The following is a 15,699-nucleotide window of genomic DNA, read 5'->3' on the forward strand; positions in this document are numbered from 1 at the left end:
ACAACTGCTTTAGGGGGAAAGGGGTTTGTTCGAACATGAATACGTTTTTACTCATTAACTGGATTGCCTTCCTACTCGTCATCGGCTATGCAGGCTATCTGTTCACGTCACTCGTCAAAAGTCGTTATGCCGCCATTAAACGGGGGAAAAAGGCGGAATGGACACTGACGAACAAAGAACGACTAGACGCAGTCTTAGTCAATGTCTTCGGTCAAAAGAAATTATTAAAGGATAAGAAAAGTGGCGCAATCCACGTCATGATGTTTTACGGCTTCTTACTCGTTCAATTCGGAGCGATCGATTTTATCTGGAAAGGACTCGCCGTCGGTCAGCGTTTCCCGCACGTCCCACTCGGTCCGCTTTATCCGATTTTTACATTCTTCCAAGAAATCGTCATGCTCGTCATCTTGATTGCCGTCGTTTGGGGATTTTATCGCCGGTACGTCGAGAAACTCGTCCGCTTGAAACGAAACTTCATGGCAGGTCTTGCGTTGATTTTCATCGGTGGTTTGATGGTCGCCGTCCTGTTCGGAAATGGATTCTTCCTTGTCTATGAGAATCATTCGACGCTCGGTGAACCGGTTGCTTCAAGCATCGCGTTCTTATTCAGTTGGGTGCCGGAATCAATTGCGTTCGGACTATTCGTTTTCTTCTGGTGGGCGCACTTACTGTTCTTACTTAGCTTCATGGTCTATATCCCGCAAGGTAAACATGCGCACTTGATTGCCGGCACAGCAAATGTCTGGCTCGGTCGAACATCGAAAGTCGGGCGTTTGGCGCCGATCGATCTATCGGTCATGGAAGAGGCAGAAGACGACGAAGCGGAATTCAGCTTCGGGGTCAACCGAATCGAAGATTTCAATCAGAAACAGCTCGTTGATCTATATGCCTGCGTCGAGTGTGGACGCTGTACGAACATGTGCCCAGCGAGTGGAACGGGGAAGATGTTGTCGCCGATGGATTTGATCGTTAAATTACGGGACCATCTCAACATGAAAACGGCAGCCATCACACAGCGCTCGCCATGGGCACCTGCCTTTGCGTTCGAAGGATCGCAAGGCAATCAAATCGCTTCACTGGCAGCAGCCGGACAGATGGATATCGTTCCGGATTCATTGATTGGGAACGTCATTACGGAAGAAGAGATCTGGGCGTGTACGACATGCCGGAACTGTGAAGATCAGTGTCCGGTCATGAACGAACATGTCGATAAGATCATCGACCTCCGTCGTCACCTCGTCATGATGGAAGGCAAGATGGATCCGGAGATGCAACGGACGATGGCGAACATCGAACGTCAAGGTAATCCATGGGGGATGAACCGGAAAGAACGCGAAAACTGGCGGAAAAACCGTGATGAACTCGTCGTTCCGACAGCAAAGGAGAAGAAAAAAGCGGGCGAAGACTTCGAGTATCTGTTCTGGGTTGGTGCGATGGGATCGTACGATAACCGAAGTCAAAAAATCGCGATGGCGTTTGCGCGTATTCTAAACGAGGCAGACATCTCGTTTGCGATTCTCGGAAACGATGAGAAAAACTCAGGGGATACACCGCGCCGGATCGGGAACGAAGTCTTGTTCCAGGAACTCGCGGAAGCCAACATCAAATCATTTGAGAAATATGGTGTCAAAAAGATTGTCACGATTGATCCGCATGCCTACAATACATTTAAAAACGAGTATCCCGACTTCGGACTGAGTCCGGACGTTGAAGTCTATCATCATACTGAATTGCTCGCACGACTGATTGACGAAAAACGGATCACACCGCTCCATGAAGTTAAGGAGCGTGTCGTCTATCACGATTCATGTTATCTCGGTCGTTACAATGATATTTACGATGCACCACGCTATATTCTTGAGAAGATTCCAGGAATCACGCTCGTCGAGACGGAACGCAACCGGGAAAAGGGGATGTGTTGTGGTGCTGGTGGCGGCATGATGTGGCAAGAAGAAAAAGTCGGCGCACGCGTCAATGTCGCACGGACGGAACAATTGTTGACGGTCCAACCGTCTGTCATCGGATCTGCGTGCCCGTACTGTCTGACGATGCTCAGTGACGGCACGAAAGCGAAGGAAGTCGACGAGGCGGTTGCTACGTACGATGTCGTTGAATTACTCGAACGGTCAATTGTCGGTGTACCCGTCGAAGAACCTGTCGTAACTGTATAAAAAAGTAGGATGGAACGATTATTCTCGTGCGGACGGGAGTAGTCGTTTTTTTCTCTAAAAAAGCGCGACGTTTTACTGTATGGTTTTGACATGATAAGATAAAAGAACTAGCTATAGAAAGGAGGTGAGAATCTTTTGGGAAGGCGTTACTTCGAATCGGTCAGGTCGCGGAGACCACCGGCTTATCAAAACGAACGATCGATTATTACACATCACTCGGTCTGTTAACACCAGAGCGTACCGCTTCTGGCTACCGTCTGTATGACGAATCGGTCATTCATCAAATCGAAAAGATTGAATATTTGAAGTCTCAACGGCTTTCCCTGCAAGAGATTCTTGCTTCTTTTACGGAACGGGAACAAAAAACAGGGGAGACGATTTATCAGGAAGTGAAACAACTTCAGGCGACGGTTGAAGGACTCGAGCAGCGTTTGTTGTATTCGACGGACGTCGAAAAACAAGCGATCCGCTTAGAACTATCACGGCGTCTCACATTGATTGCTTCCTTGATTGCACAGCTTTAATACAAAACAATGGAGGTGACCCCTGTTTAGGGGATTTTGGATACTATATTATTCATCAATTTATTTTTAGTGGTCTTGTTGATTGCGTTGACGGCGTTTTTCGTCGGATCGGAATTTGCTGTCGTTAAAGTCCGGATGTCGCGTTTGGATCAGATGATTCAAGAGGGGAATAAGAGTGCCGTGCTTGCGAAAAAAATCGCCGGTGATCTCGATTACTACTTGTCAGCCTGTCAGCTTGGTATCACGGTCACAGCACTTGGTCTTGGGGCCCTCGGTGAACCGACGGTCGAAAAGATTTTGCACCCTGTCTTTGATGACTTCGGCATCTCTGCTGCGGTTTCAACGCTCTTATCGTTTGGTATCGCGTTCGTATCCGTAACGTTCTTACACGTCGTCATCGGTGAACTCGCTCCGAAGACACTTGCGATTCAGTATGCAGAACGGATGACATTACTATTTGCTCGTCCACTTTACGTGTTCGGTAAAATCATGTATCCGTTCATCTGGTTACTCAACGGTTCAGCTCGCTTGTTCCTCGGTCTGTTCGGCGTCAAACCAGCAGGGCACGAACAAGCCCACTCGGAAGATGAATTGAAAATCATCATGGCGCAAAGTTTCCAAAGTGGTGAAATCAACCAAACGGAACTTGCCCTCATGCAGAATGTTTTTGCGTTTGATGAGCACATCGTCAAAGACTTGATGGTGCCGCGGATGCGGATGGAGACAATCTCGGAACGTTTAACGAAAGATGAACTGATGGAAATCTTCATGGATAATCCGTACACGCGTTACCCGGTCACAGAAGAAAATGATAAAGATCGGATTCTCGGATACGTCAACGTCAAGGAAGTCTTGACGGATTATGCGAACGGAAATGAGCATCCGGTGACGCATTATATCAAGGATTTACCGGTTGTTTCGGAAGTGACGTCACTTCAAGAAACGTTACGGAAGATGAAACGGACCCGGACCCATCTCGTTCTCGTCGTCGATGAATATGGTGGAACAGCAGGTCTCGTCTCGATGGAAGACTTACTCGAAGAAATCGTCGGTGAAATCCGTGATGAATTCGATGCGGATGAAATCGAAGAAATCGAACAGGTTAAATCGGATGAGTTCCTACTCGACGGTACAGTCCTGCTCGCGGACTTAGAAGACCGCTTCAATATTCGCTTTACGAATGTCGAAGATGTCGATACAATCGGTGGTTGGATTCAGATGCACAACATTGATCTCCAACCAGGTGAACACATCGACACACCAGACTTCTCAGTCGAAGTGATGGAGATGGAAAACTATCAAATCAACCGCGTCAAAATTTGGTTGCATCCAGCTGAACAAGTAGAAGCAGAAGGATAAAATAGTCGGTTCCTCATCGAGGAGCCGGCTTTTTTTTTGCATCATATCAGTCAAAAAATCAAGAATGGACGGATTGTGCGAACTTTCGGCAGTCATGATAGGAGAATGACTAGTGAAGCGGGAATGTAATCTACAGTTACTTTATTGTTGAATCGCGTCCCATGAAACGAGGAGGTATTCCGTGCTCGAGCAGATTCCATTTTTACTGAGTCGTTTAGGTATGTTAGCACTGTTAGCCTTTCTATTATCCCAGTGGCGCATTTCCCGATACATATTCAAAATGGACCGTGGAATGAACCTTCCACTTCTTTTTGCGTTCGTGTCATCTGGTATTTTGATGAATTACGCGGGGATCGAACTTTCGCAAGATACGACGATTGATCCGTTACTCGGATTAGCTGTCGAAAAGGATGCCCTGTTGCTCGATACACGACTGGCTGTCATCGTAACGAGTGGTTTGATTGGTGGACCGGTGGTCGGTGGGATCACGGGATGTTTAGTCGGTCTGCACCGTTACGTGCTCGGTTCGTTAGGGGCAGAAGCAGGCTGGATCATTGCGATGCTCGCTGGACTTGCGAGCGGATGGTATCGGAAGCGGTGGCGTTTGCATGATGGTTATGCGCTCGTTCCACCAATCGGTATCGTATTGACTGCGTTGTTATTCGAGAGCGGTATCACATTATTGCTTGCCCCGGATACGACAGAGGCACTTGATTTGATGAGCCGTGCCGCTTTTCCGTTACTGTTCGCAAACACATGCGGTGTCATCCTGTTCATCATGATTTTACGGACACAACTTCGGCTCGAGGGAGCGCTCTTCGTCCGCCAGACTGAGCGTTCCGATCGTCTACTGCAAGCGTTACAACCATTACGAAAGCAGGGATTGACCTCGGAAGTCGCGCGACAAATCGGAGCGACATTATTAAAAGAAACGAAGATGCAACGAATCGTGTTGATCGGGGCGACAGAAGTCGTCATCGATATGACTGATCAGCAACCTGCCGTCTGTGGCGAGCAGCCGAGACGTGAAGAACAACGATGGATTGAGGCGGAAGAACCAGTGCGACAAGAAGATGAGCAGACGGGACAAATTTTGAGTTTTCATCCGATGCGGATCAACGGTCAAAAAGCGGGTGTCATCTGTTATTTCTCAAAGGATTTATTTGATGACACCGTGGAGCGGATGACAGAACAACTCGTCGGTTTGTTAGCTCGAGAGCTGAACATACACCGGGAAGAGCAATTGACCCGATTAAGTGGACGAAAAATGAAACCGATGTTACATGTGACCTATCTCAAAGGGATCATTGAAGAGATTCAACGGACAGCCGATCCAGGAACTCCTGTGAAACATCAACTGAATGCGTTGCTTCAACTTTTGACGGCAGCGACGCGACATGATGAACACCCGTTGCGTGAAGAACTAGCGACATTAAAGGCATATTTATCACTCGAAGGAACACGACGCCGTCCCAACCAACTGACTTCCGCTGATATTACGGTCGATCTTGATATCGAGACTGCCGTTGAAGAATACTTCGTTTTCCCCTTTCTCGTGACACAGCTTGTCGATAATGCACTGCGTCATGCGTTCGTAAAAGCAGGACGACATCACCGGATTGATGTCCGTGCCTTTAAGGCGACGAGGGACTGGGTCATCGAAGTCACGGACAATGGGCAGGGTATGCCGTTTAATGTAATGCAACAATTGGAGCAAAAGGAAGCGGGGGATTCAAATCTGTTCTTGATTCGACGAGCGTTAGACGTGACATACGGTCCGGTTGCGACATTACATGTCCACTCGATCATCAATCAAGGAACACGCATCGAAGTCCGGTTACCTCTTCCATCCCTCTGACAACAATGGCATTTCGCCGTTGTTGTTTTTTTGTCTCGTTCCGAGGGTAAAAAGGAAAACAGGAAAATGTAACGTACAGGAGGAAACAAATGATGATTACGATAACTAAAGTGGGACAGTTCGGTGATGAGTCCTTGCTCTGCTTTACTTTACAGAATGCGCACGGACATAGCGTCGATATCTTGAACCGAGGGGCGAAGATTCTTGCCATACGTGTTCCAGATCAACAAGGAGCGATCGAAAACGTCGTACTCGCATTTGATGACCTGTCGGAATATCAGGATGATCCACATCATTTAGGGGCAACGATCGGACGTGTCGGGGGACGAATTGCGAACGGAGCGTTCGCGCTTGAAGGGATGACATATGTCCTGGAACAAAATGAGGGTGATCATCATCTGCACGGTGGAAGCGAAAACTGGGCGAACCGGATGTTCACGCACGAAATCAATGAGAACGATCTGATTCTACGCTTAGATAGTCCAAGCGGTGAGAACGGGTATCCCGGTCATTTGTCGTTCACTTTGACATTCAAATGGACGGATGAGGATGTTCTTCAGATTCATTATGAGGCGGAGACGACGGCTTCGACACCATTCAGTCCGACGAACCATACGTACTTTAATTTGACGGGTGAAGCAAAAACGACGATCGAACAGCATGTCCTACAAATGGATGCTCCTTTTTATGTACCGTTAACGAAAGATGCTGTACCGACCGGTGACATCCTCCCTGTGGCAGGAACTGTCTTTGATTTTTCGGAAGCGCGTCCACTACATGAAGTGACACACGCACCAGACGAAGAACTACGCCAAGCAGGTAGTGGTGTTGATCACCCCTTCTTGCTCAGAGAAAGCGGAGAAATCGTTCTCGACGAACCAATCAGCGGTCGACGATTACGGGTCGTGACCGATCAACCGGGAGTCGTTGTTTACACTGCCAATCACTTGTCAGGTGACTTCACGATTTGTGGTCGTCGTGCGACACCGTATCTTGGAATCTGTTTTGAGACACAAGGATTACCAGATGCAATCAACCAACCGAATTTTCCTTCTGTCGTCTTGCATGCTGGCGAGCACTATCATAAGCACACATCGTTTCATTTTCAGGTGATGTCATGACGTTTCTTGCGATTTCCACTTCTGTATATGGTAGGATAAAGCGAGAAGAATCTAACGGAGGCTAGGGAAATGACTAAAATAGCATGGGTGACCGATAGTATGGCCTATTTCACGAAGGAAGAGGCAGAAACGATCGGCGTCAATGTCGTACCGATTCAAATCTTGCTTGGTGATACGGCGTATCAAGAGAATGCCATCACAGTCGAGCGATTGTTCCGTGCACTTGATGCGGACAAGAAACTGATTGCAAAAACATCGCAACCAATCTTTGGTGAGTTCGTCGGGACATACGAACGGCTGAAAGAAGAAGGATATGACTGCGCGATTGCGGTGCATTGTACGAACGGACTCTCAAGTACCGTCCAAAGCTCAGCATCAGCAGCGGAAGCAGCAAGCTTTCCCGTTCACATCATCGACTCGCATACAGCGTTCGAGAACCAGCAGGAATTCATTCGTTACGGGATGGAACTCGAGGCACAGGGGAAATCCGTCGAGGAAATCGTAGCAGCCTTACAAGCGTTGACGAAGAAGACGCATTTCTATATGATCGTCGGTAATATGGAGACGATGCGTCGAGGTGGACGTGTTTCGTCGGGAGATTTGTTCCTTGCGAACTTACTCAGCATTAAACCAATCATCACGACGGACGAAGCAGGAAAAATCGTTCCATTCAAAAAAGCACGTTCGCTGAAAAAAGCCTACATCGAAATGGTGAAACAAATCGATGAGTCGATGCGTCAGCATACGTTCTACAAGAATCGGATTTATGTCGCGACGACGATGGCACCGGAAATGGCGGCTGAATTGCGTCAACAAGTCGCAGCGAAGTTCCCGGATCTGACGATTCTTGAAGGGACGTTTGGTCCTGCGATCGGAACGCATGCCGGAGCAGAGACAGTCGGTTTATTCTGGATGAATGACTAAACTGAAACGGATACGACAAGGGGCTGACTCAAAAGTCAGACTCTACAAAGTTAGGGTGGCAGAACGATAATCTGCCACCCTTATCTTGTAACAAAAAGAATGACGCGTCGCACGCAACTCCTACAGGAAAAAGCGCATCTTTGCGCTGTCAGAGACAAACAAGACCCGCTCTCCTGCTTAAATGAAGCAGGAAAACTGGCTTGTGTCTCGCCTGAGGAAAGGGCGTGAAAAGACGCGTCATTCTTTTTTTGAGTCAGACTCCTTGTTTCGTTCAAGCTGTAAGTGTGATTCCAAGGAAAGCTGCAAGAATTCCGAAACCGTAGCTCGAGATGAGATAGAGGGTGAGCACTTTACGATTTCCGTCCTGAAATAGCTGCAATGTCTCGATTTTAAACGTTGAGAATGTCGTAAATGATCCGAGGAAGCCGGTACCTAAGAGTAACGTCCATGTCGTATCGAGATGCGCCCCGATGACGAGTCCAAGTAAAAATGAACCGAGTACGTTAATCAGGAACGTCGCCAGTGGAAATTCGCGTTTCCAAACCGTCTTCATCCATTGACTGACGGCGAACCGACTGATAGCGCCACAAAAAGCACCGATGGCAAGGGAGAGTAATTCCATTCACTCACGTCCTTTCGTCACGCGACGTAGCCGTCTTGTCCCAAGCGTATAACCGAGATAAGACAGGAATAAGCCACCAAACAGACTGATGAGAACATATAAAAGGGCATCCGTTACATGATGTGTTTGGATTAAGGTCACCGTTTCTACACTGAACGTCGAGAACGTCGTGAACGATCCAATGAATCCTGTTCCGATTGCTGTAATCGCATACTGGTGTAAGAGTTTCGTTCGAAATAAAAAGTGTGTCGCATAGCCGAGCAGAAAGCTCCCAATTAAGTTGATTGCAAGCGTCGGCCACGGGAAAGGACCGGTCGTCAAGTCGCCAATCAGCAGTCCGAGTCCATAACGAGCAGAGGCTCCAAGAATACCTGCGAGACCTACGAGTACATAGAGCATATGAATCCTCTTTTCTTGAAAAAAGTCTACATTAAACGTACTCCTGGCTTTAAGAAAGCGTCAAGAAAAAAAGTCACGCGAGGGACTTAACGATTGAATTCTTTCTACCGATGAACAACTGTATGACTTTAATAAGGTGAAGGAGTTTGAACAAGATGGTATCTGCCCTCGAGCAACAAAGTACAAAGATTTTGTCCCGCCTGATTGCAACGTTAATTACCATTGCGCATCCATTGATTTTTTTATTTGCCCAAATGAATTACGTTCCGATCAGTGTGTTTTATCAGTTTTTAGTCGGTGGTTTGATCTTGACGGTCGCGTTGCTTGCTGGCAACCGTCTACTTGGACATCGTCCGAGTGGGAAATACGTCCAAGTGACGTTAACCTATTTCGTACTCGCTTTAGTCTTGACGACATTACCGTCGCCAAGCATTTGGACGATCGTCTATCTCTATTTGACGATTTCGATCGTCTACTTGATTCCAAGCCTCGTTATTCTTGCAGGAATTCTTGGACTCATCGAAATGATAATATTCACGATACTTGGAACAATCGTCTTTACGAATACATTTGACTTGATCGTCGCCTATGTCATCTATTTGATGATTTTCTCGGCTGCTGTCTTCGTTGCCGTCTTCGGACGAAATGTCATGCGCGCAGTCCGCCAAGAACAAGAGCGGTCGGAAGCTTACGCGGCAACATCGCAAGTTGCGCTTGAACAAACGGCAGCAACCGCAACGGAAGTGACGACGTTCACAGAAGAGATGAGCGAAACAGTCGATGCTGCGAAGGATTCTTTCAGTCAGGTCGATCTAGCGATGCAACAGCTGGCACATGATGCAGCAGGTAGCGTCCAAGCGATTCGTGAAATCCGCCAATTGAACGAACAACAAGTCAACCGGATGCAAGACGTGACGGTTTCCGTCGACCACGCACTCGATCGGAGTTCTTCATCACGAACGACAGCCGAACAAAGCAGGCAGACGATTGGTCTTGCTGGACAATCCTTACAACAATTGACGACGAGCATGGATGAGTCTGTCACGTCATTCGGACAACTCGCTGGGCGGTTCCAAGAAATTGTTGCGATCACGTCGAGCATCAATGCGATTGCGGCTCAGACAAACTTACTCAGTCTGAATGCTTCGATTGAAGCAGCTCGTGCTGGCGAGTTCGGGAAAGGCTTTACGGTCGTTGCGCAAGAAATTCGTAATCTATCAGCACAAACGGCAGAAGCGTCAAAGGAAATCAATGCAATCATTGAACGTGTGGATCAAGACGTCACACAAACTGGTAATTCGATTCATGCGAGTACGACACTGCTACGAGAGCAGGAAGAACGGATGGCAGAGAGTCAGTTAGCCCTGCAGACGATCGAGACGGATGCGACAGAAGTCGTTGGTTCGATCCAGTCGGCGCAGACCCAGTTCGCGACGATGACGAGTAGTCTTACTGCTATTACGACAGCAACCGGTCAACTCGATACATTCATGAACGCTTTACTTTCACAAAGTGAATCATTATCCGGTCTGACACGCCATCAAGTCGGACAGGTCATGGAACTGCAACAAGCGATTCACGCCTTGAACGAAACAGCGTCAACCCTTCAGCAGACGAACGCTTAACGAGACAGCTCCTCATCGATTGATGGGGAGCTGTTGTGTGTCTGCGACAGTTTGTCGTTGCAACGGACGGGGAACAAGATAGGGAACGATTATTGAAGGAGGAGTCAACGGATGAAGGCAGCTTACATTGAACAGTATGGTGGATCGGAACAATTTAAGGTTGGAGAACTGGATAAGCCCGTCATTGGACCAGACGATGTCTTGATTGAAGTCTATGCCGCAAGTGTCAACCCAGTCGACTGGAAGTTACGCGAAGGATACTTGCGTGAGATGTTGAGCTATGAGATGCCGCTTGTCATCGGCTGGGACGTTGCTGGTGTGATTCAAGAAGTCGGAGCGAACGTCTCGGATCTTCAAGTCGGAGATGCGGTCTTCAGTCGTCCGGAAATTGCCCGTCAAGGAACGTATGCAGAGTACGTTGCAGTCGATGCACATCTTGTCGTGAAAAAACCAGAATCACTCAGTTTTGCTGAAGCGGCTTCTCTTCCGCTGGTCTCGCATACCGCATGGCAGGTCATGTTCGAAGTGATGGATGCGAAACCAGGTGACCGGATTTTCATTGGTGCCGGATCAGGGGGCGTCGGAACGGTTGCGATTCAACTCGCGAAAGCGAATGGCTTATACGTCATTACATCGACAAGTACGAAAAACGTTGACTGGGTGAAAGCGCTTGGAGCAGACGAAGTCATCGATTACAAACAAGAAAATCCAGCTGATCGTGTCCAGGACGTCGATTTTGTGTTTGATACGATGGGCGGCGATAAACAAGGTGAGTTGTATCAAATGCTAAAGCCGAACGGGATGCTCGTCTCGATCTCAACACCACCTGATGAAGACAAAGCGAAAGAGCACAATGCACGTTCTGCGTATGTCTTCATGCAACCGACCGGTGAGCGTTTGCAGCATATCGCAAAAGCAGTCGAGCGTGGCGAGTTACAGCCTGTCGTTGATCGGATCTTTGATCTCGATCACATCAAGGAAGCCCACGATTATGGTGAAGAAGGGCATGCTAAAGGAAAAATCGTCATCCGAGTCAAAGGAGAATGAGTGAGAAGAAGAGCGCTAAATTCAGCGCTCTTTTTGTATGTTGTCAATCCATTTTTCGAACCTAAAACAAAAAAATACCTGGTCAAAAAAGTGTAAAGGGTAAGGTGTTGCTTCTTCCTATACTAAGGCTATCAGATGTGAGTCAGCCAAATTAAAAGGAGGAAGTAACATGAAAAAAGGATTTAAGTGGGCAGGAATCATTGTAATCGGAGCAGTCATTCTCGGAAATCTGGGGGATGACGAAGATCAAGCAGCACCTGAGAAAAAAGTGGAAGTTCAACAAGAAGCAGTTAAGTCAGAAGCAAAACCAGTGAAAGCAAAGGCAGCCGCAAAGCCGGTCAAGAAAACGTACGGGATTAATGATGAGGTGAAGGTCGGTAAACTGACGTACGTCGTCAATGACGTCAAAATGGTCGATACGCTATCGAATGTCCTTGGCGAAAAGAAAACATCAGGACAATTCTTAGTCATCGGTCTGACGATTCTAAACGGAGATAAGGAAGAGCGATTCGTCGACAGCAATATGTTTAAAGTCAATGTCGGCGATACGGAATACTCAGCCGACACAGAACTCGATCTCTATGCGAATGAAGACGGAATGGGGTTCTTCTTAGAGACGATTAATCCGAATATCGAAAAAACCGGCAACATCGTCTTCGAATTACCGAAACAAGTCAAAAGTCCGCTGCTTGAAGTCTCATCTGGCTTTGGCTGGGCAGGTGGACAATCAAAAGAGATTCAATTGACACAATAAGCATCAAGAAAGGGAGTAGTGGACAAATGCCCGCTACTCCCTTCAGTTTTTTACGATCGAGATTGTTGGATCAGTAGCTCAGGTGTCAATCGATCAAGTAATTCGAGCGTCTCTGGATGAGCGGCGAGCGTCCGGTCGAGTGCTTTCCGTTCTGTCTCGAGACACGCTAGATAACGCTGAGCCGCTTCTGCGTGCGTGGCTGGTGTAAGGACGTCATAGATTGCTTCAAGAGCAAGGCGAGGAATGTCAGGCAACGTCGTCGGAATCGTCTTCAATCCGAGTTGCGCTCGATTCGGAGCATGGTGATGGAGCAATACTTTCGCGAACTTGATCAAAGCGCTACGTAGCATCTCAACCGCCCATAAGTCATTTCCCCGTGCCGCTGCTTTTTTGTATTGGAATAAGAACCAGACGGCATCAATTGCTTCATCGGTCGCTTCTTGAGCGGAAAGCGTCAAGTCACATGTATCTGTGTAATCTATCAGCTGTTGCTTCGGGTCGTACAGAACACGTAGTTGATCCTTATGATTCAGCGAGTCGAGTGTCACCGTGAATAAATCGATATGTAGGAAATCATCGTAGACGACAATCATTTGTGGCGCGATGATGTCGATTTCATCTTTCCAGATGATTGGGCGATAGACGGCTAGGTGCGACAAACGACGGGATAAGAATTTCGTTTGGCGTTCTTCCGAGACAAGGCAGTACAGATCGATGTCTGAATGAACATCTTCTTCTCCCCGTCCGAACGATCCTTTCAAGAAGATGGCTTCGACAGCAGGATCTTGTGTGAGTCGAGCAACGAGCTGCTCGATCGCATGAAGTTGATGCATGAGGACTCATTCCTTTCCGAAAACAGAAGTCTATTAGGTCAGTATACGGGATAATAGACAGTTTATTCCATAAAAAAAGAGAAATCGCATCGAAATGGACTTCTCATTGTGAAGCAGACGTTAGTTTGTCTTTATTTTCGAGATGAATGACGTGCTGTTCGCCCCAGGCATTGATTGCGTCAAGGACCGGAATGAGTGTCCGTCCATAGTCCGTCAGCGAGTACTCGACACGTGGTGGGACTTCCTGATAAATCTCGCGGTGGACGATGTCATTCAGTTCGAGCTCACGTAGTTGAGCCGTCAGCATCTTTTGCGTGATGTTTGGTAATTGTCGTTTCAGTTCACTGAAGCGGAGTGTTCCGCGCGTGATCAATACAAGTAAAATCGACGGTTTCCATTTCCCGGTCAAGATTTCGAGTGCCGTCTCGACACGACAACTTGGTGTCTCTTCCATCGGTCTTCCTCCTTCATGGTATCGTTGAGGATACTATACCACTTATTCGTGCCTACTTCCGCTTCCGTCGCTTCCGCGTAATAATAGAGGTACGAGCTATATAGTTGAAGGAGGAAACAAGATGTCCATTCACCCACAGATTACACTCGGTCCTGTTCGCTTGCGTGTGACGGATCTCGATCGTTCCGTTTCATTTTATACCGGATCACTCGGATTACGTGTGCTGACACAAACTGAACAATTGACTGTGCTCGGCGCACAAGGTACACCACTTGTTGAGCTGGAAGTCCATCCGAACGCCCGCCGTTTTCCACCGAACTCGGTTACCGGGTTATACCACTTTGCGATTTTATTACCAAACCGAAAAGAACTCGGCTTCGTCATCCGGAACCTGATCGCTCAAGGCATTGAAATTGGTCAAGGTGACCATCTTGTCAGTGAAGCGTTTTATTTATCGGACCCAGATGGGAACGGCATTGAGATTTATGCCGATCGTCCGCGTGACACGTGGACGTATGAAGCGAATGGCGACGTCAAGATGACGACCGATCCTGTCGACTGGCAAAGCATGCTCGTTGAAGCAGGAGAAGAAGATTGGTATGGCATGCCAAGCGAGACCGTCATGGGACACGTGCACTTCCACGTGAAGACACTCGAAGCAGCGCGGAAGTTTTATATCGAGACACTCGGCTTTGAGGTGGCGGCTGATGCTTCCCGCATGCGGGCGTTATTCGTTGCTGCTGGCGGTTACCATCACCATATCGGTCTGAACGTCTGGTCTGGAGTCAACGCACCGACGAATCCGAAAGATGCAGTCGGACTCGTCTACTGGACGTTACGTTATCCTGATCAAGCGACGCTTCAGACGGCGATCGAGACGTTAAAGGTTTCTGCTTACACTGTTACGGATCAAGCAGGAGATGTATATGTGACCGATGATGCCGGTATTACGGTTCGATTGACTGTAGCACGACTAGAAAATTAAGGACGTTGCACCAACCCCTGTCTACACGAAATAATCGTGTCGATGGGGGTTTTATATTTGCATGGATAAAGGCTAGAGGAGGATAGGAAGAACGGAAAAGTCACTGATGAAGTGCTTTCTCTAAAAGGATTTCATAAAACGAACGCGATAATGTTGCTTGGTGTGGATAACCGAGTACTTCATAAATCATTAAGGCTCGTTCGACATACATCGTTCCTGTTGTTACATCACCTTGCGCAATCAGTAGGAGACCGGTATAAAAGCTGTGTGAATTTCGATAGAACATCGCTTCGACACCTTGGGTAAAGTCATCGAGCTGCAGGAGTAACACCTGTGCCATGTCCAGTTCATTCGTCATGATCAATTCATGGATTTCATTGATCAATAACGTATAGATGATGGTCCGTCCACGTTTGAATTGTTTATAGCGATCTAAGGAAGGGAGAATGCTACGGAAATACTCCACTTTTCTTTCATAGTCGATGAAGTCGAGCGTATTCGCCAAAAAACGTAGTTCACCAATTGTCCACGTTTCAATACGGTCCAAGTAATCAAGAATCGTTTGACGAGTATCTTCTGCAATGGCCTCTTTTGAAAAGACACCATATTGATTGAAATGAGTCAGTTGTTCGATACGAGCATCGAGTTCAGCAATTCGCAAACTGTTCTGATAAGACTCCGGTAAATCGTAATACTGCGATCTAAGAAGAATCAACCCGTCGATGTCGTTCGCATTCCCCTTTAATCCGTATTCATCATAAAATTGCTCGATGAGTGATTCCTTGAATCCATGATGGATGTATAGAAACTCATCAATTTCCATTCCGAGTCGTTCGAGGAGTAACTGGATCAGGTGAAAGGATATCTCGTGTTTTCCTTGTTCAAAGCGAATCGCATAAGATTTAGACATGACAGAATCGTAGAGTTGCTTCTGTGTCATTCCTTTTTTGATTCGCAATTCTCTCAATAATTCTCCGTGAGATGGCATGATAAGTCCTCCTGTTTAAAAGACATTACGCTAAA

At 47.4% G+C, this 15,699-nt stretch carries 15 protein-coding genes; 10 read left to right on the top strand and 5 right to left on the bottom strand.

What is annotated here, in order from left to right; translation table 11 throughout:
• The first annotated feature begins 35 nt into the window (after positions 1–35).
• The 6 genes from ACZGCQ_RS12535 (at position 36) to ACZGCQ_RS12560 (ending at position 7,957) form a co-directional block, all read left to right on the top strand.
• Positions 36–2,171 carry a (Fe-S)-binding protein gene (locus ACZGCQ_RS12535; protein WP_350464764.1) on the top strand — a complete coding sequence of 712 codons (2,136 nt, stop codon included), beginning with the start codon at positions 36–38 and terminating at the stop codon, positions 2,169–2,171.
• 155 nt (positions 2,172–2,326) lie between these two features.
• Positions 2,327–2,695, top strand: coding sequence for a MerR family transcriptional regulator (locus ACZGCQ_RS12540; RefSeq protein WP_149426685.1), 369 nt, complete (start codon positions 2,327–2,329; stop codon positions 2,693–2,695).
• A 36-nt stretch (positions 2,696–2,731) separates the two neighbouring features.
• A complete protein-coding gene (locus ACZGCQ_RS12545; RefSeq protein WP_238238554.1) occupies positions 2,732–4,054 on the top strand; it encodes a hemolysin family protein in 1,323 nt (440 codons plus the stop codon).
• Between the two features lie 220 nt (positions 4,055–4,274).
• A complete protein-coding gene (locus ACZGCQ_RS12550) occupies positions 4,275–5,912 on the top strand; it encodes a LytS/YhcK type 5TM receptor domain-containing protein (protein ID WP_481266461.1) in 1,638 nt (545 codons plus the stop codon).
• A gap of 92 nt (positions 5,913–6,004) precedes the next feature.
• Entirely contained in the window at positions 6,005–7,033 is a 1,029-nt protein-coding gene (locus ACZGCQ_RS12555; RefSeq protein ID WP_481266462.1) for an aldose epimerase family protein, read from the top strand.
• Between the two features lie 69 nt (positions 7,034–7,102).
• Positions 7,103–7,957, top strand: a complete 855-nt coding sequence (locus tag ACZGCQ_RS12560; RefSeq protein WP_238238558.1) for a DegV family protein — start codon at positions 7,103–7,105, stop codon at positions 7,955–7,957.
• Between the two features lie 271 nt (positions 7,958–8,228).
• Here ACZGCQ_RS12560 and crcB (ACZGCQ_RS12565) read toward each other — a convergent pair whose 3' ends face one another.
• Complete coding sequence (gene crcB, locus ACZGCQ_RS12565; protein ID WP_238238560.1) at positions 8,229–8,579, bottom strand: fluoride efflux transporter CrcB; 351 nt, start codon at positions 8,577–8,579, stop codon at positions 8,229–8,231.
• Positions 8,580–8,978: a fluoride efflux transporter CrcB gene (gene crcB, locus ACZGCQ_RS12570; RefSeq protein ID WP_238238562.1), complete on the bottom strand. Its 399-nt coding sequence runs from the start codon at positions 8,976–8,978 to the stop codon at positions 8,580–8,582. It lies immediately after the preceding gene.
• A gap of 155 nt (positions 8,979–9,133) precedes the next feature.
• Here crcB (ACZGCQ_RS12570) and ACZGCQ_RS12575 point away from each other — a divergent pair, with 155 nt between their 5' ends.
• The 3 genes from ACZGCQ_RS12575 (at position 9,134) to ACZGCQ_RS12585 (ending at position 12,404) form a co-directional block, all read left to right on the top strand.
• Positions 9,134–10,603 (top strand): methyl-accepting chemotaxis protein, encoded by a 1,470-nt coding sequence (locus ACZGCQ_RS12575; protein WP_238238564.1) that lies wholly within the window; start codon positions 9,134–9,136, stop codon positions 10,601–10,603.
• Between the two features lie 111 nt (positions 10,604–10,714).
• Positions 10,715–11,650: an NADP-dependent oxidoreductase gene (locus ACZGCQ_RS12580; RefSeq protein ID WP_238238565.1), complete on the top strand. Its 936-nt coding sequence runs from the start codon at positions 10,715–10,717 to the stop codon at positions 11,648–11,650.
• A gap of 169 nt (positions 11,651–11,819) precedes the next feature.
• Positions 11,820–12,404 (top strand): DUF4352 domain-containing protein, encoded by a 585-nt coding sequence (locus tag ACZGCQ_RS12585; RefSeq protein WP_238238566.1) that lies wholly within the window; start codon positions 11,820–11,822, stop codon positions 12,402–12,404.
• 50 nt (positions 12,405–12,454) lie between these two features.
• On the opposite strand, the gene ACZGCQ_RS12590 is transcribed toward ACZGCQ_RS12585, so the two are convergent.
• Positions 12,455–13,237 (bottom strand): nucleotidyltransferase domain-containing protein, encoded by a 783-nt coding sequence (locus tag ACZGCQ_RS12590; RefSeq protein WP_481266463.1) that lies wholly within the window; start codon positions 13,235–13,237, stop codon positions 12,455–12,457.
• A 103-nt stretch (positions 13,238–13,340) separates the two neighbouring features.
• A complete protein-coding gene (locus tag ACZGCQ_RS12595) occupies positions 13,341–13,691 on the bottom strand; it encodes a winged helix-turn-helix transcriptional regulator (protein WP_238238568.1) in 351 nt (116 codons plus the stop codon).
• A 121-nt stretch (positions 13,692–13,812) separates the two neighbouring features.
• On the opposite strand from ACZGCQ_RS12595, the gene ACZGCQ_RS12600 reads away from it, so the two are divergent.
• Positions 13,813–14,676 (top strand): VOC family protein, encoded by an 864-nt coding sequence (locus tag ACZGCQ_RS12600; RefSeq protein WP_481266464.1) that lies wholly within the window; start codon positions 13,813–13,815, stop codon positions 14,674–14,676.
• 100 nt (positions 14,677–14,776) lie between these two features.
• On the opposite strand, the gene ACZGCQ_RS12605 is transcribed toward ACZGCQ_RS12600, so the two are convergent.
• Entirely contained in the window at positions 14,777–15,664 is an 888-nt protein-coding gene (locus tag ACZGCQ_RS12605) for an Rgg/GadR/MutR family transcriptional regulator (RefSeq protein WP_238238570.1), read from the bottom strand.
• Positions 15,665–15,699 lie beyond the last annotated feature (35 nt).

It is taken from the genome of Exiguobacterium sp. HSB13, from assembly GCF_056764755.1.